At 71.1% G+C, this 17,762-nt stretch carries 15 protein-coding genes, 1 rRNA gene and 1 riboswitch; of the genes, 13 read left to right on the top strand and 3 right to left on the bottom strand.

The genetic code is table 11. The annotated features are described in order from the left end of the window. The 11 genes from rrf to ACIQD7_RS11250 all read left to right on the top strand — a co-directional run. Positions 1 to 94, top strand: a 5S ribosomal RNA gene (rrf, locus tag ACIQD7_RS11300); the annotation flags it as partial. Between the two features lie 144 nt (positions 95 to 238). Continuing rightward, on the top strand, positions 239 to 847 hold the full coding sequence (locus ACIQD7_RS11295; protein ID WP_121831602.1) for a CDP-alcohol phosphatidyltransferase family protein: 609 nt from the start codon (positions 239 to 241) through the stop codon (positions 845 to 847). A gap of 116 nt (positions 848 to 963) precedes the next feature. After that, positions 964 to 3,459, top strand: coding sequence for a mannose-1-phosphate guanyltransferase (locus tag ACIQD7_RS11290; RefSeq protein ID WP_121831603.1), 2,496 nt, complete (start codon positions 964 to 966; stop codon positions 3,457 to 3,459). 102 nt (positions 3,460 to 3,561) lie between these two features. After that, complete coding sequence (locus ACIQD7_RS11285) at positions 3,562 to 4,488, top strand: DUF881 domain-containing protein (RefSeq protein ID WP_402441358.1); 927 nt, start codon at positions 3,562 to 3,564, stop codon at positions 4,486 to 4,488. Next, on the top strand, positions 4,485 to 4,817 hold the full coding sequence (locus tag ACIQD7_RS11280) for a small basic family protein (RefSeq protein ID WP_015032176.1): 333 nt from the start codon (positions 4,485 to 4,487) through the stop codon (positions 4,815 to 4,817). The genes ACIQD7_RS11285 and ACIQD7_RS11280 overlap by 4 nt, the downstream gene beginning before the upstream one ends. 302 nt (positions 4,818 to 5,119) lie before the next feature. Next, positions 5,120 to 6,037 carry a DUF881 domain-containing protein gene (locus tag ACIQD7_RS11275; protein WP_402441357.1) on the top strand — a complete coding sequence of 306 codons (918 nt, stop codon included), beginning with the start codon at positions 5,120 to 5,122 and terminating at the stop codon, positions 6,035 to 6,037. A gap of 82 nt (positions 6,038 to 6,119) precedes the next feature. Continuing rightward, complete coding sequence (locus ACIQD7_RS11270) at positions 6,120 to 7,055, top strand: FHA domain-containing protein (RefSeq protein WP_205613892.1); 936 nt, start codon at positions 6,120 to 6,122, stop codon at positions 7,053 to 7,055. A 31-nt stretch (positions 7,056 to 7,086) separates the two neighbouring features. Next, the gene (locus ACIQD7_RS11265) at positions 7,087 to 7,827 is read left to right on the top strand and encodes a MerR family transcriptional regulator (protein ID WP_121831606.1); all 741 of its coding nucleotides are present in this window, start codon (positions 7,087 to 7,089) and stop codon (positions 7,825 to 7,827) included. A gap of 64 nt (positions 7,828 to 7,891) precedes the next feature. Next, complete coding sequence (locus ACIQD7_RS11260; protein ID WP_017238433.1) at positions 7,892 to 8,365, top strand: bifunctional nuclease family protein; 474 nt, start codon at positions 7,892 to 7,894, stop codon at positions 8,363 to 8,365. Positions 8,366 to 8,557: 192 nt separating this feature from the next. Beyond that, entirely contained in the window at positions 8,558 to 9,175 is a 618-nt protein-coding gene (gene bldO, locus ACIQD7_RS11255; RefSeq protein WP_183953352.1) for a whiB transcriptional repressor BldO, read from the top strand. Positions 9,176 to 9,245: 70 nt separating this feature from the next. After that, the gene (locus ACIQD7_RS11250; RefSeq protein WP_402441356.1) at positions 9,246 to 10,745 is read left to right on the top strand and encodes a DNA polymerase IV; all 1,500 of its coding nucleotides are present in this window, start codon (positions 9,246 to 9,248) and stop codon (positions 10,743 to 10,745) included. Between the two features lie 92 nt (positions 10,746 to 10,837). On the opposite strand, the gene ACIQD7_RS11245 is transcribed toward ACIQD7_RS11250, so the two are convergent. Then, the gene (locus ACIQD7_RS11245) at positions 10,838 to 11,215 is read right to left on the bottom strand and encodes a PRC-barrel domain-containing protein (RefSeq protein WP_402441355.1); all 378 of its coding nucleotides are present in this window, start codon (positions 11,213 to 11,215) and stop codon (positions 10,838 to 10,840) included. A gap of 112 nt (positions 11,216 to 11,327) precedes the next feature. After that, positions 11,328 to 11,427: riboswitch (glycine riboswitch) on the top strand. A 178-nt stretch (positions 11,428 to 11,605) separates the two neighbouring features. Between ACIQD7_RS11245 and gcvP the strand changes: the two genes are divergently transcribed. Further along, positions 11,606 to 14,491 carry an aminomethyl-transferring glycine dehydrogenase gene (gene gcvP, locus ACIQD7_RS11240; RefSeq protein WP_121831608.1) on the top strand — a complete coding sequence of 962 codons (2,886 nt, stop codon included), beginning with the start codon at positions 11,606 to 11,608 and terminating at the stop codon, positions 14,489 to 14,491. Positions 14,492 to 14,591: 100 nt separating this feature from the next. Here the strand turns inward: gcvP and ACIQD7_RS11235 are convergent, their stop codons facing one another. Together ACIQD7_RS11235 and ACIQD7_RS11230 are read right to left on the bottom strand one after the other, a co-directional pair. Continuing rightward, a complete protein-coding gene (locus ACIQD7_RS11235; RefSeq protein ID WP_053648929.1) occupies positions 14,592 to 14,798 on the bottom strand; it encodes a DUF5999 family protein in 207 nt (68 codons plus the stop codon). A gap of 331 nt (positions 14,799 to 15,129) precedes the next feature. Beyond that, positions 15,130 to 15,720 (bottom strand): hypothetical protein, encoded by a 591-nt coding sequence (locus ACIQD7_RS11230; protein WP_402441354.1) that lies wholly within the window; start codon positions 15,718 to 15,720, stop codon positions 15,130 to 15,132. A 480-nt stretch (positions 15,721 to 16,200) separates the two neighbouring features. Here ACIQD7_RS11230 and ACIQD7_RS11225 point away from each other — a divergent pair, with 480 nt between their 5' ends. Then, positions 16,201 to 17,700 carry a glutamate--cysteine ligase gene (locus ACIQD7_RS11225; protein WP_121831610.1) on the top strand — a complete coding sequence of 500 codons (1,500 nt, stop codon included), beginning with the start codon at positions 16,201 to 16,203 and terminating at the stop codon, positions 17,698 to 17,700. The last annotated feature ends 62 nt before the right edge of the window (positions 17,701 to 17,762 follow it).

The raw sequence follows: 17,762 nt of genomic DNA, 5'->3' as shown, positions 1-17,762 counted from the left end.
AACGCCCGGTTACATTCCGAACCCGGAAGCTAAGCCTTTCAGCGCCGATGGTACTGCAGGGGGGACCCTGTGGGAGAGTAGGACACCGCCGAACAATCATTGTGGGAAAGCCCCGCACCTTCTGGTGCGGGGCTTTTCTGCGTTCACGGGGCCGGCGAGACCCCTGTGCGCGGGGGTTCGGCGGCTGAAGGTAGGGTCAGGGGGCAACGTCGGCATCATCCCAGCAGGAGGCCCCCGGGTGGAGGTCCAGGAGACTCGCGTTCAGACCGACCGGGTCCTCACCATCCCCAACATTCTCAGCATGGCGCGCCTCGTCGGCGTGCCGCTGTTTCTGTGGCTGATTCTCCGCCCCGAGTTCGGCGGCCCCAAGAGCGACGGATGGGCGCTTCTCGTCCTGGCGCTCAGCGGCGTCAGCGACTACCTCGACGGAAAACTCGCCCGACGCTGGAACCAGATCAGCAGCCTCGGCCGGCTGCTCGATCCCGCCGCCGACCGTCTGTACATCCTGTCCACCCTTGTCGGCCTCACCTGGCGGGAGATCCTTCCGCTGTGGCTGACCGCTGCCCTTCTGGCGCGCGAGCTCATGCTCCTCGTCATGGTGGGAATCCTCCGCCGGCACGGCTACCCGCCGCCGCAGGTCAACTTCCTCGGAAAAGCTGCGACTTTCAACCTCATGTACGCGTTCCCGTTGCTGCTTCTCAGTGACGGAACGGGCTGGCTTTCGTCACTCGCTGAAGTTTTCGGGTGGGCCTTCGCCGGATGGGGTACAACTCTGTATTGGTGGGCAGGGATCCTCTACGTGGTCCAGGTCCGTCGACTCGTGAAGACGGATACCGAGGCCGATTGAGCCCGTTCCTTCTGTGTCGAGCAGCGTCGCCGGCAACAACGAGGACGTCCGCGGGCTACTGAGCGGACAGGCGAAGTCGGCAGGACCGTCATCTCTTGAAGGAGGACGCTTCCGACATGAAGGCCGTCGTGATGGCCGGTGGCGAGGGAACCCGTCTTCGCCCCATGACCTCGAGCATGCCCAAGCCTCTTCTGCCGGTGGTGAACCGGCCGATCATGGAGCACGTCTTGCGACTGCTCAAGAGGCACGGTCTCAACGAGACCGTCGTCACCGTGCAGTTTCTCGCCTCTCTCGTCCGGAATTACTTCGGTGACGGCGAAGAGCTCGGGATGGAGCTCACCTATGCCAACGAGGAGAAGCCGCTCGGTACAGCGGGAAGCGTGAAGAACGCCGAGGAAGCGTTGAAGGACGACGCCTTCCTCGTCATCTCGGGGGACGCGCTCACCGATTTCGATCTCACCGATCTCATCGCCTTCCACAAGGAGAAGGGCGCACTCGTCACGGTCTGCCTCACCCGGGTCCCCAACCCCCTGGAGTTCGGCATCACGATCGTCGACGAGGAGGGCAAGGTCGAGCGCTTCCTGGAGAAGCCGACCTGGGGCCAGGTCTTCTCGGACACCGTGAACACGGGCATCTACGTGATGGAGCCCGAGGTGTTCGACTACGTCGAGGCCGATACGTCGGTCGACTGGTCGGGGGACGTCTTCCCGCAGCTCATGAAGGAGGGCAAGCCGATCTACGGCTATGTCGCCGAGGGCTACTGGGAGGACGTCGGCACGCACGAGAGCTATGTGAAGGCCCAGGCGGACGTCCTGGAGGGCAAGGTCCAGGTCGACATCGACGGCTTCGAGATCTCGCCTGGGGTGTGGGTCTCGGAAGGCGCCGAGGTGCACCCCGACGCCGTGCTGCGGGGACCGCTCTACATCGGCGACTACGCCAAGGTGGAGGCCGGTGCCGAGATCCGCGAGCACACCGTCGTCGGCTCGAACGTGGTCGTCAAGAGCGGTGCCTTCCTGCACAAGGCCGTCGTCCACGACAACGTCTACATCGGCCAGCAGAGCAATCTGCGCGGCTGTGTGATCGGCAAGAACACCGACGTCATGCGGGCCGCCCGGATCGAGGACGGAGCTGTCATCGGGGACGAGTGCCTGGTCGGTGAGGAATCGATCGTGCAGGGCAACGTCCGGGTCTACCCGTTCAAGACGATCGAGGCCGGCGCGTTCGTCAACACCTCCGTCATCTGGGAGTCCCGGGGCCAGGCCCACCTCTTCGGGGCGCGCGGGGTCTCCGGCATCCTCAACGTGGAGATCACCCCCGAGCTGGCCGTCCGCCTCGCGGGCGCGTACGCCACGACCCTGAAGAAGGGCTCGACCGTCACCACGGCCCGTGACCACTCCCGGGGCGCCCGCGCGCTGAAACGGGCGGTGATCTCGGCACTGCAGGCCAGCGCCATCGACGTACGGGACCTGGAGAACGTGCCGCTGCCGGTGGCGCGCCAGCAGACCGCGCGCGGCAGCGCCGGCGGCATCATGATCCGGACCTCGCCGGGCGTGCCCGACTCCGTCGACATCATGTTCTTCGACGAGCGCGGCGCCGACCTCTCGCAGGGCGGGCAGCGCAAGCTCGACCGGGTGTTCGCGCGGCAGGAGTACCGGAGGGCCTTCCCCGGTGAGATCGGGGACCTCTCCTTCCCGGCGAGCGTCTTCGACTCGTACACCGGCTCGCTGCTGCGGAACGTCGACACCTCCGGGATCGCGGAGGCCGGGCTGAAGGTCGTCGTGGACGCCTCTAACGGCAGTGCCGGGCTCGTCCTGCCCAGCCTGCTCGGACGGCTCCAGGTCGACTCGCTGACGATCAACCCCGGGCTCGACGAGTCCAGGCCCACGGAGTCGGCCGAGAGCCGGCGGGCCGGGCTCGTACGGCTCGGGGAGATCGTGGCCTCGGCGCGGGCCGCGTTCGGCGTGCGGTTCGACCCCGTCGGCGAGCGCCTCTCGCTCGTGGACGAGCGGGGCCGGATCATCGAGGACGACCGGGCGCTCCTGGTCATGCTGGACCTGGTGGCGGCCGAGCGGCGGTCCGGGCGGGTCGCGCTGCCGGTGACCACCACGCGGATCGCCGAGCAGGTCGCCGCGTACCACGGCACCCAGGTCGAGTGGACGACCACCTCGCCCGACGACCTCACCCGGGTCGGCCGGGAGGAGTCGACGATCTTCGGCGGCGACGGGCGCGGCGGGTTCATCGTGCCCGAGTTCAGCAGCGTCTTCGACGGGACCGCCGCCTTCGTGCGGCTGCTCGGTCTCGTGGCGCGGACGCAGCTCACGCTGAGCCAGATCGACTCCCGGATCCCGCGGGCCCACGTCCTCAAGCGGGACATCGCGACCCCGTGGGCCGTGAAGGGGCTCGTGATGCGCAAGGTGGTCGAGGCGGCGGGCAGCCGCTCCGTCGACACCACCGACGGCGTCCGGGTGGTCGAGGCCGACGGGCGCTGGGTGATGGTGCTGCCCGACCCCGCCGAGGCCGTCACCCATCTGTGGGCGGAGGGCCCCGACGACACCTCCGCGCAGGCCCTGCTCGACGAGTGGGCCGCGGTGGTCGACAGCGCGGGCAACTGACGCGATCGGGCCGTTCCGGTGGGGAGGTGCCCCAGGGCGCCTCCCCACCGGCGTAGAGGGGCCATTCGGCGGTAGGCCGTACGACGTGCGACGATGTGCGGCATGTCGCAGCAGCCCCCCGTTCGGAGCACCGGATCACCGCCGCCGCGACTCGACGCGTCCATGTCGCTGCTGAACAACGTGATCGACCACGCCCTCGACGACGGTTACGCCGAGGCGACGGCCCGGCGGGCCGCCGAGGGCGGGGGACTGCCCCGCAGCCTGCGGGCGAAGCTCGGGGTCGCCGCCGGCCTCCTGCTCGCGGCCGCCGTCGTGACCGTCGGCGCGGCCGAGGCGCGGGTCTCCGCGCCGGTCGTCGCCAAGGAGCGGCAGAATCTGATCGACCGGATCGAGACGGAGACGTCGGCGGCCGACGGCCTGGAGCGGGACATCGAGCGGATCCGGGCCGAGGTCGGCGAACGCCAGCGGCAGGCGCTCCAGGAGCACGGCGGGGACCAGGCCGAGCTGGTGGCGCTGCTCTCGGGCGCGACGCCGGTGCACGGCCCCGGGGTGAAGCTGGTCGTCGACGACGCCAAGGACACCGACACCGGTGGCGGCGGGCCGAGGGAGAGCAGCGGTTTCTCCGACACGGGCCGGGTCCGCGACCGGGACATGCAGCGCGTGGTCAACGGGCTGTGGGAGTCGGGCGCCGAAGCGGTCGCGATCAACGGGCAGCGGCTGACGTCGCTGTCCGCGATCCGGGCCGCCGGCGACGCCATACTGGTCGACAACAAGCCGCTGGTGCCGCCGTACACCGTCCTCGCGATCGGGAACGGGCAGAAGCTGAGTACCGCGTTCCAGGACAGCGCCGACGGGCAGTACCTGCACGCGCTGGTGGAGAACTTCGGGATCAGGAGCAGCATCTCCGCCGAGGGCGACGTGCGCCTGCCGGCGGCGCCGAGCCTGACCGTACGTACCGCAGAGCCGAGGGGGGTCGGGGCGACGCCCTCCGGCCGGGCCACGGCCGACACAGGGAAGGGCACATCGTGATCGCCGTACTGGGCCTGATCGTCGGAGTGGTGGTCGGACTGTTGGTCCGCCCCGAGGTTCCGGCGGTGGTCGAGCCCTATCTTCCGATCGCCGTGGTCGCCGCCCTCGACGCGGTCTTCGGCGGGCTGCGGGCCATGCTCGACGGGATCTTCGTCGACAAGGTCTTCGTGGTCTCCTTCCTGTCGAACGTGGTCGTGGCCGCGCTGATCGTCTTCCTCGGCGACAAGCTGGGCGTGGGCGCGCAGCTGTCGACCGGTGTGGTCGTCGTCCTCGGCATCCGAATCTTCTCCAACGCGGCCGCCATCCGGCGCCACGTCTTCCGGGCGTGAGGCCGATGAGCGAGAACTCGCAGAACCCCGAGAACCCGCAGGTCCCGCAGAATCCGCAGGTCCCGCCGAGCCCTCAGACGCCCCAGACCCCTCAGGGTCCGCAGAACCCCCAGAGTCCCCAGAGCCCCCAGAACCCGCAGGTTCCCCGGGATCCCCGTGTTCCTCAGGGGCCTCAGGGGCCCCGCAGCCCTCAGGAGCCGCCGCGCGCCGCGGAGCCCGAAGTCCCCGAGGGGGCCGGGGCTCCGGAGAGGCCCGCCGCGCCCGAGGTGCCCGAGGACGAGAGCACCCGGGTCCTCCGGAAAGTGGAGCAGCGGCCCCCGTACGCCCGCCCCCAGCCCCAGTCCCACCCCCACCAGCACCGGAAGCCCCCGCACGAGGGCGTGCCCGGCGCGGTTCCCGACGGCCCCCCGGCCCGGGAGGACGCGAACGGGGGCGTACGGGAGCTCGAGACGCTCCCGGCCGCCGAACCGCCGGCCGCGGGCGCGTCCGGCGGGGACGAGCAGGGCGGACGGCGCAGACTGATCTCCGCGCTGTGGCCGCCGAGGGTGACCAGGGCCCAACTCATCGTCGCCCTGCTGCTGTTCGGCCTCGGGCTCGGCCTGGCCATCCAGGTCTCCTCGACCAGCGACAACAGCGCCCTGCGGGGCGCGCGCCAGGAGGACCTGGTGCGGATCCTCGACGAACTCGACGACCGCACGCAGCGCCTGGAGGACGAGAAGGCCCGTCTGGAGAAGCAGCGTTCCGAGCTGGAGTCCAGCTCGGACCAGGCCGAGGAGGCGCGCAAGCAGACCCAGGAGAAGGAGCGGCAGCTCGGCATCCTGGCCGGCACGGTCGCCGCCGAGGGTCCCGGCATCACCCTGTCCGTCGGCGACCCCAGCGGATCCGTCGAGTCCGACATGCTCCTGGACGCCATCCAGGAGCTGCGCGCGGCGGGCGCCGAGGCGATCCAGGTCAACGGTGTCCGGGTGGTGGCGGACAGTTATTTCACCGGTAGCGGTGACGACATGAGGATCGATGGAACGCGGGTGGCCGCTCCGTACGTCTTCAAGGTCATCGGCAAGCCGGAGGATCTCGAGCCCGCGCTCAACATCCCCGGCGGTGTCGTGCAGACCCTCGAGAAGGAGCAGGCCACGGCCACGGTGGAGCGCTCGGCGAAGATCGTCGTCGACGCCTTGCGACCGGCGAAGCGGCCTGACTACGCTCAGTCGTCCTCGCAGTGAGGAGGCGTACGAGGGGGGTCCCGCGACAAGGGCAGGGCCTTGCGGGGGGTCGGCGCATCACAACGGTGGTGCGTGGTGGAAACTGTCCGGAGGATACGGACGTTGTGAAGGTGTCCGGGTCGGCAGGTGTGATGGATCTCGGTTCGTCCTGCCCCACGGGCGGGTCTGTTTCGGTCAAGGGGAATCGCCCGTGAAGTTGTTTGCGAAGTTGTTCGGCAAGAGCGCACGCGAGGACGGCGGCAACGCCCGGCACCGCGCGCCGCGCCACGCCCAGAGCGAGGAGCAGGGCGGCGAGCGCCCGCTCTTCCGTGACGAGGTCGGGGGCGGTGACATTCCGGGCGCACCGGGCGCGTCTTCTGTTGACCCCGCCGGGGCCGCCCGCATAGGTTTCGGAGAACCATCGACCTCGAGTACGGGTGGAGGGTTTACCCCCGACCCGTACGCGACACAGACCTCGGCGGGGCAGCCGCGGCAGGAGGATGCGTCCATGCCGGTGTGTACGAGGTGCGGTCACCGCAACGCGGCCGACAGCCGCTTCTGCTCCCACTGCGGCACGCCGCTGCGGGGCGGAATCGCCCCCGAGCGCGCGTCGGAGACGACGTCGACGATCTCCATCTCGGGCCTGGAGGCCTACGACGCGGAGGTCACCGGTCAGAACGCGCTGCCCTCGCTCTCCCCGGAGGCGCTGGCGGCCGTGGAGGCGCTGCCGCTGGGCTCCGCGCTCCTCGTGGTGCGCCGGGGGCCGAACTCCGGCAGCCGGTTCCTCCTCGACGGGGAGCTGACGACGGCCGGCCGTCACCCGCAGAGCGACATCTTCCTGGACGACGTCACGGTCTCCCGACGGCACGTCGAGTTCCGGCGGGCCCAGGACGGCAGCTTCACCGTCGCCGACGTCGGCAGCCTCAACGGCACGTACGTCAACCGCGAGCCGATCGACTCGGTCGTCCTGTCCAACGGTGACGAGGTGCAGATCGGCAAGTACCGGCTGGTCTTCTATTCGAGCCAGCGGGGCGTGTGACGCCCCGGGGAATCCCCTTCAGGGAAGGTCCATGCTGCGAACACCGACGGGCGGTGCCGGATCCGGCACCGCCACCGCGGGCGACATGGTCAGCATCGGCACGGTGCTGAACCAGCTGCGCGACGAGTTTCCCGAAGTGACCATCTCCAAGATCCGGTTCCTGGAGGCCGAGGGGCTCGTCGAGCCCCGCAGGACGGCCTCCGGGTACCGGAAGTTCAGCCCGCAGGACGTGGAGCGGCTCGCCCGCATCCTGCGGATGCAGCGGGACCACTACCTTCCGCTGAAGGTCATCCGCGAGCACCTCGACGCCCTCGCCCGGGGCGAGGAGATCCCCCTCCCGGCCCCCGGGCGCCGGCGGGACCTCCTGGAGGGCCCCTGGGAGCAGGAGGCGGAGCCGCCCGCCCCCGCGCGGCTGGGGCGGGACGAGCTGCTCGCCGCCGCCGAGGTCACCGAGGCCGAGCTCGCCGAGTGGGAGTCGTACGGCCTGATCGCCGAGACGGACGGCGGGGGGTACGACGCCGAGGCCGTCACCGTCGCCCGGCTCGTGGCGGATCTGGGGAGATTCGGTCTGGAGCCCCGGCACCTGCGAGCCGTGAAGGCGGCCGCCGAACGGGAGGCCGGGCTGATCGAACAGGTGGTCGCGCCGCTGCGCCGGCACCGTAATCCGCAGACCAGGGCCCATGCGGAGGCCACCGCCAAGGAGCTGGCCGCGCAGTCGGTACGGCTGCACGCGGCCCTGATGCAGATCGCCCTGGGCATCCGCGCACAGTGATCTCGCGGTGCCCCCGGAGGGGCCCGACTATCCAAACCGGTCGGGCACGTCCTAGGGTTGCTGTGTGAACGAGCTCGACGTTGTGGGTGTCCGAGTGGAAATGCCCTCCAATCAGCCGATCGTGCTCCTACGTGAAGTGGGAGGCGATCGTTACCTCCCCATCTGGATCGGACCGGGGGAGGCGACCGCGATCGCCTTCGCGCAGCAGGGGATGGCCCCTCCGCGGCCGCTGACGCACGACCTGTTCAAGGACGTGCTGGAGGCCGTGGGGCAGGAGCTCACCGAAGTCCGCATCACGGATCTGCGTGACGGGGTCTTCTACGCCGAGCTGGTCTTCGCCAGCGGCGTCGAGGTGAGCGCCCGGCCGTCCGACGCGATAGCGCTGGCCCTCCGGACCGGGACGCCGATCTTCGGCAGCGACGGCGTCCTGGACGACGCCGGCATCGCGATTCCGGACGAGCAGGAGGACGAGGTGGAGAAGTTCCGCGAATTCCTCGACCAGATCTCACCGGAGGATTTCGGGACCAACAGTCAGTGAGACCGGGCGGTACGGCCGCGGGCCGTTCCCGGGGTGCTGTCAGCGCATTCGAGTAGCCTTTCCCCGAAGAGAGACACGGGAAACCACTCTCAGGGTGATTATCACTCGGCGTGCCGAGTGTGGCGATCGTTGACGCACCCCGAGTGACTGCCTACCTTCGTGTGGGCAGGTCAAGGACGGAGGGTCGGCGTGATGAGCAGCGCGGACGGTACGGCGGGCAGCTCCCTCGGACGGGTGTCCGGGGAGAACGGTCCGTATCCGCTTCACGGCAGGGTGGGCGACTTCGGTACGGACGCCGGTACGGGCGCGGCCGACGAGGTGATCGGCTACCGCGGACCCACGGCGTGCGCGGCCGCCGGCATCACCTATCGCCAGTTGGACTACTGGGCGCGCACCGGACTCGTGGAACCGAGCGTGCGGCCCGCGTACGGGTCGGGGACGCAGCGGCTCTACAGCTTCCGTGACGTCGTCGTCCTGAAGATCGTCAAGCGTTTCCTCGACACCGGGGTGGCCCTGCAGAACATCCGGGCCGCGGTGCAGCACCTGAGGGCCCGGGGCTTCCGGGACCTGGAGCGGATGACGCTCATGAGCGACGGGGCCACGGTCTACGAGTGCTCCTCGCCCGACGAGGTCGTCGACCTGCTCCAGGGCGGTCAGGGCGTCTTCGGCATCGCCGTCGGGGTGGTCTGGCGGGACGTGGAGGCGGCGCTCTCGCAGCTGCACGGGGAGCGGGTGGACACCGGCGAGACGCTCGTGGGGCACAACCCCGGCGACGAGCTGGCGCGGCGGCGACGGGACCGGGCGGTCTGAGCGGGTTCCCGGGCTGGCCTCCTCGTGGGGCGGCCGGGCGTTGTCAGTGGCGTGGGGGAGCATCGGAGGCGTGAGAGCCGCGCCGACGATCCTGCACCTCGACATGGACGCCTTCTTCGCCGCCGCCGAGCAGGCGGCGAAGCCCAGCCTGCGCGGAAAGCCCGTGGTCGTGGGCGGGCTCGGGCCGCGGGGCGTGGTCGCCACCGCCTCGTACGAGGCGCGCCGCTTCGGGGTCCACTCGGCGATGCCGATGGGCCAGGCGCGGCGGCTGGCGCCGAACGCGGCCTATCTCGTGCCGCGCTTCGCCTTCTACCGCTCGATCAGCGAGCAGGTCATGCGGCTGCTCGGGGGCCTCTCCCCGCTCGTGGAGCCCCTCAGCCTCGACGAGGCCTTCGTGGACCTGGAGGCGGGCGGCGTGGCCGGTGACACAGCGAGCGCGCGGGCCGTGGGGGAGCGGCTGCGGGCCGACATCCTCGCGACGACGGGGCTCACCGGGTCGGTGGGGCTCGCGGGGTCCAAGATGCTCGCGAAGATCGCCTCCGAGGAGGCGAAGCCGGACGGGCTCGTCCTGATGGAGCCGGGCACCGAGCGGGCGCTCCTCGGGCCGAAGTCCGTACGGATCCTGCCCGGGGTCGGACCGGCGACCGGGGAGCACCTGCGGCGGGCCGGGATGACGACGGTGTCCGACCTCGCGGAGGCGGGCGAGGACGAGCTCGTACGGCTCCTGGGGCGGGCGCACGGGGCCTCGCTGTACCGGATGGCCCAGGGGTACGACGACCGGCCCGTGGTGGCCGAGCGGGACGCCAAATCCGTCTCCGTCGAGGACACCTTCGCCGTGGACCTGCACGACCGGGTGCGGATCCGGAGCGAGGTCGAGCGGCTCGCGGAGCGGTGCGTGGGGCGGCTGCGGGCGTCGGGGCACTCGGGGCGGACGATCGTCCTGAAGGTGCGGAGGTTCGACTTCTCGACGCTGACCCGGTCCGAGACGCTGCGGGGGCCGACGGACGCGCTCGGGGTCGTGCGGGAGGCGGCGGGGCGGCTGCTCGACTCGGTGGACACGACGGGGGGCGTGCGGCTGCTGGGGGTGGGGGTGAGCGGGCTCGCGGACTATACGCAGGAGGATCTGTTCGCCCAGGAGGCGGAGGTTCGGGTGGGGGAGGACGTCGAGGCCGAGGGCGTTCCGCCGGAGGCCGTGGTGGCCGAGCCGGCCGGGCCCGCCGAGCGGTCCTGGGCACCCGGGCACGACGTGCGGCACGCGGTGTACGGGGCCGGGTGGGTGCAGGGGAGCGGGCTCGGGCGGGTCACCGTGCGGTTCGAGGAACCGGGGTCGGCGCCGGGGCGGGTGCGGACCTTCGCCGTGGACGATCCGGAGTTGGGGGCGGGGGAGGCGTTGCCGCTGGTGCGGGGGGCTGGGGCGGGCCTTCCCGTGGGTGGTGTCGCGCCGTCGGCGGCTGCGGGCCGTGAGGGTGCGGGTCTGCCCGGGGGCGGTGCCGCGCCGTCGCCCGCCGCGGATCGTGGAGGTGTGCCCGGCCTGACGGCCGGGCCGGGTTCCCACCCGCACCACCCGTGACGGTGGGTGGGCAGGGGGGCGGGTCTTCCCGTGGGGTGTCGCGCCGTCGGCCGCTGCGGGCCGTGGGGGCGCGACCGGGCGGGGGTTTCGGGTCAGGTGCCCTCCTGGCCCGCCAGGCGGCCGAAGTCCTTGTCCGGGGTGTTCGGGTGGGGTGGCGGGGGGAGGGCGAGGCTGTAGTGGCGGTAGAGCTGGAGTTCCTGCTCCGGGGAGAGGTGGCGGCCCACGCCGAAGTCCGGGGCGTCCTTGATGAGGGCGCGTTCGAACGGGATGTAGAGGCCGTCGTCGAGCAGGTCGCTCGGCTCCAGGGGGACGAAGGCGTCCCTGCTGAACAGGCCCGTGCGGACCGCGGCCCACTCCGGGACGCCGGTCGCGTCGTCGAGGTACACCTCGTCGACGGTCCCGATCTTGTGTCCGTTCCGGTCGTACGCCTTGCGGCCGATCAGGCTGCGCGGATCGATGTCGGTCTGCACGGTCCCTCCAATTGGTCGCAACTCCTCTACCCCCTACCAAAGGGCACATCCGGGATGTCGGCCACTTGAGCGAAGGGAGTCTCAACCGCGCTGGTAGGCTGGGTGTGGCTGTCGACCCCGTGCGGGAGAGTCCCCCGGAGAAACCTTCCGGTGGGCGCCGAAGGAGCAAATCCTCCCCGGAATCTCTCAGGCCCCTGTACCGCGCGGACGAGGTCACTCTGGAAAGCAGAGCGGATGTCCGACGGCATTCGCTCTCACCGACGGTGAAAGCCGGCGTGCCGCGAGGCGTGCCGGTGAAACTCTCAGGTTGAGATGACAGAGGGGGAGGCCGTCCGGGCACCCGCGCCGCGGTGCCCCTCGCAGGTCGTGACGACCAGGAGGCCTCCGTACATGACCGCCAACCGCATTCCGCTCTCCGAGCTCGAGCAGGGCATCCCGTTCGAGCAGCGGCACATCGGGCCCGACGCCGAGGCCCGGGCCAAGATGCTCGCCCAGGTCGGTTACGGCTCGCTCGACGAACTCACCGCCGCCGCGGTGCCGGACGTGATCAAGAACGCCGAGGCGCTGGGCCTGCCGGCCGCGCGCACCGAGGCCGAGGTGCTCGCCGAGCTGCGCACGCTCGCCGACCGCAACCAGGTCCTCGCGCCGATGATCGGCCTCGGCTACTACGGAACCTTCACCCCGCCGGTGATCCTCCGCAACGTGATGGAGAACCCCGCCTGGTACACGGCCTACACGCCGTACCAGCCGGAGATCTCCCAGGGCCGCCTGGAGGCCCTGCTGAACTTCCAGACCATGGTCGCCGACCTGACCGGCCTGCCCACCTCCGGCGCCTCCCTGCTCGACGAGGGCACCGCCGCCGCCGAGGCCATGGCGCTGTCCCGCCGCGTCGGCAAGGTCAAGAAGGGCGTCTTCCTGATCGACGCCGACGCCCTGCCGCAGACGATCGCCGTCATCGAGACCCGCGCCGAGCCGACCGGCGTCGAGGTCGTCGTCGCCGACCTGAGCGAGGGCATCCCGGCCGAGATCGCCGAGCGCGGCGTCTTCGGCGTGCTCCTGCAGTACCCCGGTGCCTCCGGCGCCGTCCGCGACATCAAGCCGCTGATCGACGCCGCCCACGAGCTCGGCGCGATCGTCACCGTCGCCGCCGACCTGCTCGCGCTCACCCTGCTCACCTCGCCCGGCGAGCTCGGCGCCGACATCGCCGTCGGCACCACCCAGCGCTTCGGCGTCCCCATGGGCTTCGGCGGCCCGCACGCCGGTTACATGGCCGTCCAGGACAAGCACGCCCGCTCCCTGCCCGGCCGCCTCGTGGGCGTCTCCGTCGACGCCGACGGCAACCGCGCCTACCGCCTGGCCCTCCAGACCCGCGAGCAGCACATCCGCCGCGAGAAGGCCACCAGCAACATCTGTACCGCTCAGGTGCTGCTCGCCGTCATGGCCGGCATGTACGCCGTCTACCACGGCCCCGAGGGCCTCAAGGGCATCGCCCGGCGCACCCACCGGTACGCCGCGATCCTCGCCGCCGGACTGCGCGCCGGGGGCGTCGAGCTGACCGGGGATGTCTTCTTCGACACCCTCACCGCCCGCGTGCCCGGCAAGGCTGACGAGGTCGTGGCCGCCGCCCGCGAGGCCGGCGTGAACCTGTACCGCGTCGACGCCGACCGCGTGTCGGTCTCCTGCGACGAGACCACGACGCGCGAGCGGCTCGCCGCCGTCTGGGGCGCCTTCGGCGTCACCGCCGACGTCGAGGCCCTGGACGCCGCCACCGAGGACGCGCTGCCCGCCGGTCTGCTGCGCTCCGACGCGTACCTGACCCACCCGGTCTTCCACGCGCACCGCTCCGAGACCTCGATGCTGCGCTACCTGCGCCGTCTCGCGGACCGCGACTACGCGCTCGACCGCGGCATGATCCCGCTCGGCTCCTGCACGATGAAGCTGAACGCGACCACCGAGATGGAGCCGGTGACCTGGCCCGAGTTCGGCCAGATCCACCCCTTCGCCCCGGTCGAGCAGGCCCAGGGCTACGTCACGCTCATCACCGAGCTGGAGGAGCGCCTCGCCGAGGTCACCGGCTACGACAAGGTGTCGATCCAGCCCAACGCCGGTTCGCAGGGCGAGCTGGCCGGTCTCCTCGCCGTCCGCGCGTACCACCGGGCCAACGGCGACGAGCAGCGCACCGTCTGCCTCATCCCGTCCTCCGCGCACGGCACCAACGCCGCCTCCGCGGTGATGGCCGGCATGAAGGTCGTCGTGGTGAAGACCGCCGACGACGGCGAGGTCGACGTCGAGGACCTGCGGGCCAAGATCGCCCAGTACCGCGACGAGCTGTCCGTCCTGATGATCACGTACCCGTCCACGCACGGCGTGTTCGAGGAGCACGTCGCGGACATCTGCGCCGAGGTCCACGAGGCCGGCGGCCAGGTGTACGTCGACGGTGCCAACCTCAACGCCCTGGTGGGCCTGGCCAAGCCGGGTCACTTCGGCGGCGACGTCTCGCACCTCAACCTGCACAAGACCTTCTGCATCCCGCACGGCGGCGGCGGCCCCGGCGTCGGCCCGGTCGGCGTCCGCGCCCACCTCGCCCCGTACCTGCCGAACCACCCGCTCCAGCCCACCGCGGGCCCGGAGACCGGCGTCGGCCCGATCTCGGCCGCCCCGTGGGGCTCCGCCGGCATCCTGCCGATCTCCTGGTCGTACGTGCGCCTGATGGGCGGCGAGGGCCTCAAGCGCGCCACCCAGGTCGCGGTGCTCGCGGCGAACTACATCGCCAAGCGCCTGGAGCCGCACTTCCCGGTGCTCTACACCGGTCCGGCCGGTCTGGTCGCCCACGAGTGCATCGTGGACCTGCGCCCGCTGTCCAAGGCGACCGGCGTCACCGTCGACGACATCGCCAAGCGCCTGATCGACTACGGCTTCCACGCGCCGACGATGTCCTTCCCGGTGGCCGGCACGCTGATGATCGAGCCGACCGAGTCCGAGGACCTGACCGAGCTGGACCGCTTCTGCGACACGATGATCGCGATCCGGGCCGAGATCGAGAAGGTCGCCTCGGGCGAGTGGCCGGCGGACGACAACCCGCTGCACAACGCCCCGCACACCGCGGCCGCGCTCGGCGGCGAGTGGAACCACGCCTACACCCGGGACGAGGCGGTCTTCCCGGCCGGCGTCTCGGCCGCCGACAAGTACTGGCCGCCGGTGCGCCGCATCGACGGCGCCTTCGGCGACCGGAACCTGGTCTGCTCCTGCCCGCCGCTGGACGAGTACGACCACTGAGGGCCCACGCCCTCGTGACGCGGGCTTCATGACCGGGGGCCGGTCCGGAGAGTCTCTTCTCCGGGCCGGCCCTCGGGCTTCGGTCCCTCGTACGGGTTCCTCAGGCGGCGGTCGTCACCCGGCCCGCCGTGAGCGGCCGGTGCGGAGCGATGATCTGTCCGTCCGGCAGGAGTTCACCGGTGTCCTCGAAGAGCAGGACGCCGTTGCACAGCAGGCTCCAGCCCTGCTCCGGGTGGTGTGCCGTCAGTCGGGCCGCCTCCCGGTCGGCGGAGTCGGCGGTGGGACAGGCGGGCTGGTGCTGGCACATGGGTGGGTTCTTTCGCTGCGTCGTGGTGGATGTCCTGCGGCTCTGCGTGCTCATGGCCGCCCCCGGCGGTCGGTTCGGTTCCGGTCCAAGTCTTGCCCCCGGGACGGACTTCCGCAGGGATTTCGCGGCAGCTCGTCCTCTTCGGGGAGGACGCGTCACTCCCAGGGGCGGTTCAGCTCAACCACCCCGTCCCTTCGGGTGGTTCGGGGTGGCCCGAGCGGGCTAGTCCGTAAGGGAGGGGTGTTCGGGCGGCGCGTTCGGACGGGTGGTTCGGACAGCAGTGCGCCCCGTGACCCGGGCGGGTCACGGGGCGCGGCGCGCGGACGGTGGATCAGGCGGGCGCCGCCGAGCCCAGGAGGGGCGGCGGCGCGAGGCGCGTGCTGAGGACGGGCAGGAGGTCGGCGACCGGGTAGGGCCGGTGGGCCGCGATTCCCGGTGGCGCGGGGGCCATGGGCACCAACAGGTCGTCGGCGGCCGGAGCGACGGTGGTGCCGTCCGTCTCCGGGTCGGCGTGCAGCCAGAGGGTCAGCATGTACAGCTCCGGCACGGAGAGCAGCCGCGGCCGGTAGGTGCCCGGCAGCCCTTCGGCCTGGTGCAGGGCCCGCTCCGTGGCGGAGACGTACGGCCCCTCGAAGAAGTGCGAGAAGGACCAGCCGTCCGGGGTGAGCATGGTGTCCGCGGCGGCGATCGTCCGGTCCCCGTTCCGGATCAGGAAGCGCCATCCGGCGAGCCGGGTGCGGGGAGGGTGTCCCGGTGCTCCGGTGACGCCCAACACATGGACGGGCAGGGGGAGTTCGGGGCTCAGTGGTCCCTGCGCGGCCCGCAGGGCGGGGGTGCGCGCCTCACGGACGGCGGTCGGTGAGCCGAGCGCCGCGAGGACGCTGCGGAGGGCCGGCGCAGGGGCCGGGGAGGGTCGGAGCATGGTGGGTCGCCTCTCGCTCAGGAGACACGGTGACGCGTGGGCAGGTACGACGGCGCTGTCGGCGGCGGGGCCAGAGAGGGGCCATGGGGCCATGGCCGGGCGCCAACACTCTGCCTCGTCCGCGGAGTTTATACGACATGTGTTCACACAGTGTTTCCGCTAGACGTCGCCGATATTCCTGACAAGGCATCATCAGGTCGTCATCGAGGGGCGTTCAAGAGGAATCAGAAGGACGATACCGCCCCCACCTGCACATACCGCGAGGAGCCGGTCGGCTGAATTCCGACCCCTAATCCAGCGACAATATGACATTGGTATATGTCGTCTGTTCCATGCCCGTGGAATGTGCCGTTGGAGTGCTGCATCCAGCCTATCCTCCGACAGGCTCCCTCCGCAGGCGTTGTGGATCAAAGAGGTGGGCATCATGGTCCGTGACGCGCGGCCGCCGTGACGGCCGCCCACCCGGGGAAGGACGCTTCGATGGGCGAGAAGGTCGTGGCCGACGGGTTCGGCCCGTCCGACCGGCAGCAGTACCGGAGGAAACTCCAGCAATGTCTGGCGGGGCTCGCGAGGCTCCTGGCGGAGAAGAGGTTCGACCGGCCGCGCAATCTCATGGGCGTGGAGATCGAACTCAATCTCGCCGGTGCCGACGGCCTGCCCCGCATGTTGAACGGGCCGGTTCTCGAAAAGATCGCGAGCCCCGATTTCCAGACCGAACTCGGAATGTTCAATCTCGAAGTGAACATCGCTCCCCACCAGCTGGAGGGCCATGTATTCGGCCGGCTCGCGGAGGAGATCGGAGCCGGAATCGGGTACGCCGACCGCAAGGCGGCGGAGCTCGACGCGGGCGTCGTCATGATCGGCGTGCTGCCCACCCTCGAACAGCACGACCTGGTCCCCGAGAACCTGTCGGACAACGACCGCTACGCCCTCCTCAACGACCAGATACTCGCCGCACGGGGCGAGGACTTCATCCTCGACATCCACGGCGTCGAGCACCTCCGGTGCACCTCGGAGTCGATCGTCCCCGAGGCCGCCTGCACCTCGGTCCAGCTCCACCTCCAGGTGACCCCGGCCCGGTTCGCCCCCGTCTGGAACGCGGCGCAGGCCGTCTCCGGGGTGCAGATCGCGCTCGGCGCCAACGCGCCCTTCGTCTTCGGCCGCGAGCTGTGGCGGGAGTCCCGCCCGCCGCTCTTCCAGCAGGCCACCGACACCCGGCCGCCCGAGCTCCAGGCCCAGGGGGTGCGGCCGCGCACCTGGTTCGGGGAGCGGTGGATCGACTCGGCGTACGACCTCTTCGAGGAGAACCTCCGCTACTTCCCCGCCCTCCTCCCGCTCCACGACGAGGAGGACCCGCTGCTCGTCCTCGACCGGGGCGGGGTGCCGCGCCTCCAGGAGCTCGTCCTGCACAACGGCACGGTCTACCGCTGGAACCGGCCGGTGTACGGCCTGGTCGACGGCGTCCCGCACCTGCGCGTCGAGAACCGGGTCCTGCCCGCCGGACCGACCGTGACGGACGTGATCGCGAACGCCGCCTTCTACTACGGCCTGGTCCGGGCGCTCGCCGACGAGCCCCGGCCGGTGTGGAAGCGGATGGCCTTCGAGGACGCCGAGGCCAACTTCGACGCGGCCTGCCGCCACGGCATCGAGGCGGAGCTGCGCTGGCCCCGGCCGGGACGCGCGGGCGGCGTCACCACCCTGCCGGCGGTACGGCTCGTCCTCGACGAACTGCTGCCGCTCGCCGCGTCCGGGCTCGACGCCTGGCACGTCGAACCCGCCGACCGGGACTTCTACCTCGGGGTGATCGAGCAGCGCTGCCGCCTGCGGGTGAACGGCGCTTCCTGGCAGGTCGACACCTTCCACCGGGCCCTGGAGACGGGCCTCGACCGGAAGACGGCGCTCGCGGCGACGACGCGCCGCTACCGGACGCTCATGCGGGAGGGGGAGCCGGTGCACACCTGGCCGGTGGGCATCCACTGACGCGCCTCCCGGCCCCCGTCCCCCTCCCGGGCGGCTCATGGGCGATCATGTCCAGACGGCCC

The sequence above is a fragment of the Streptomyces sp. NPDC093071 genome, assembly GCF_044754545.1.
Classification (GTDB): Bacteria; Actinomycetota; Actinomycetes; order Streptomycetales; family Streptomycetaceae; genus Streptomyces.
The sequence above is the reverse complement of the archived record's forward strand: the minus strand, read 5'-3'. Positions and strand labels throughout refer to the sequence as shown.

Excerpts from the sequence above, each read along its gene's own strand:
- ACIQD7_RS11290 (WP_121831603.1), top strand. The coding sequence starts at position 964 with ATGAAGGCCGTCGTGATGGCCGGTGGCGAGGGAACCCGTCTTCGCCCC.
- ACIQD7_RS11285 (WP_402441358.1), top strand. The coding sequence starts at position 3,562 with ATGTCGCAGCAGCCCCCCGTTCGGAGCACCGGATCACCGCCGCCGCGA.
- ACIQD7_RS11265 (WP_121831606.1), top strand. The coding sequence starts at position 7,087 with ATGCTGCGAACACCGACGGGCGGTGCCGGATCCGGCACCGCCACCGCG.
- bldO (WP_183953352.1), top strand. The coding sequence starts at position 8,558 with ATGAGCAGCGCGGACGGTACGGCGGGCAGCTCCCTCGGACGGGTGTCC.
- gcvP (WP_121831608.1), top strand. The coding sequence starts at position 11,606 with ATGACCGCCAACCGCATTCCGCTCTCCGAGCTCGAGCAGGGCATCCCG.
- ACIQD7_RS11235 (WP_053648929.1), bottom strand. The coding sequence starts at position 14,798 with ATGTGCCAGCACCAGCCCGCCTGTCCCACCGCCGACTCCGCCGACCGG.
- ACIQD7_RS11230 (WP_402441354.1), bottom strand. The coding sequence starts at position 15,720 with ATGCTCCGACCCTCCCCGGCCCCTGCGCCGGCCCTCCGCAGCGTCCTC.
- ACIQD7_RS11225 (WP_121831610.1), top strand. The coding sequence starts at position 16,201 with ATGGGCGAGAAGGTCGTGGCCGACGGGTTCGGCCCGTCCGACCGGCAG.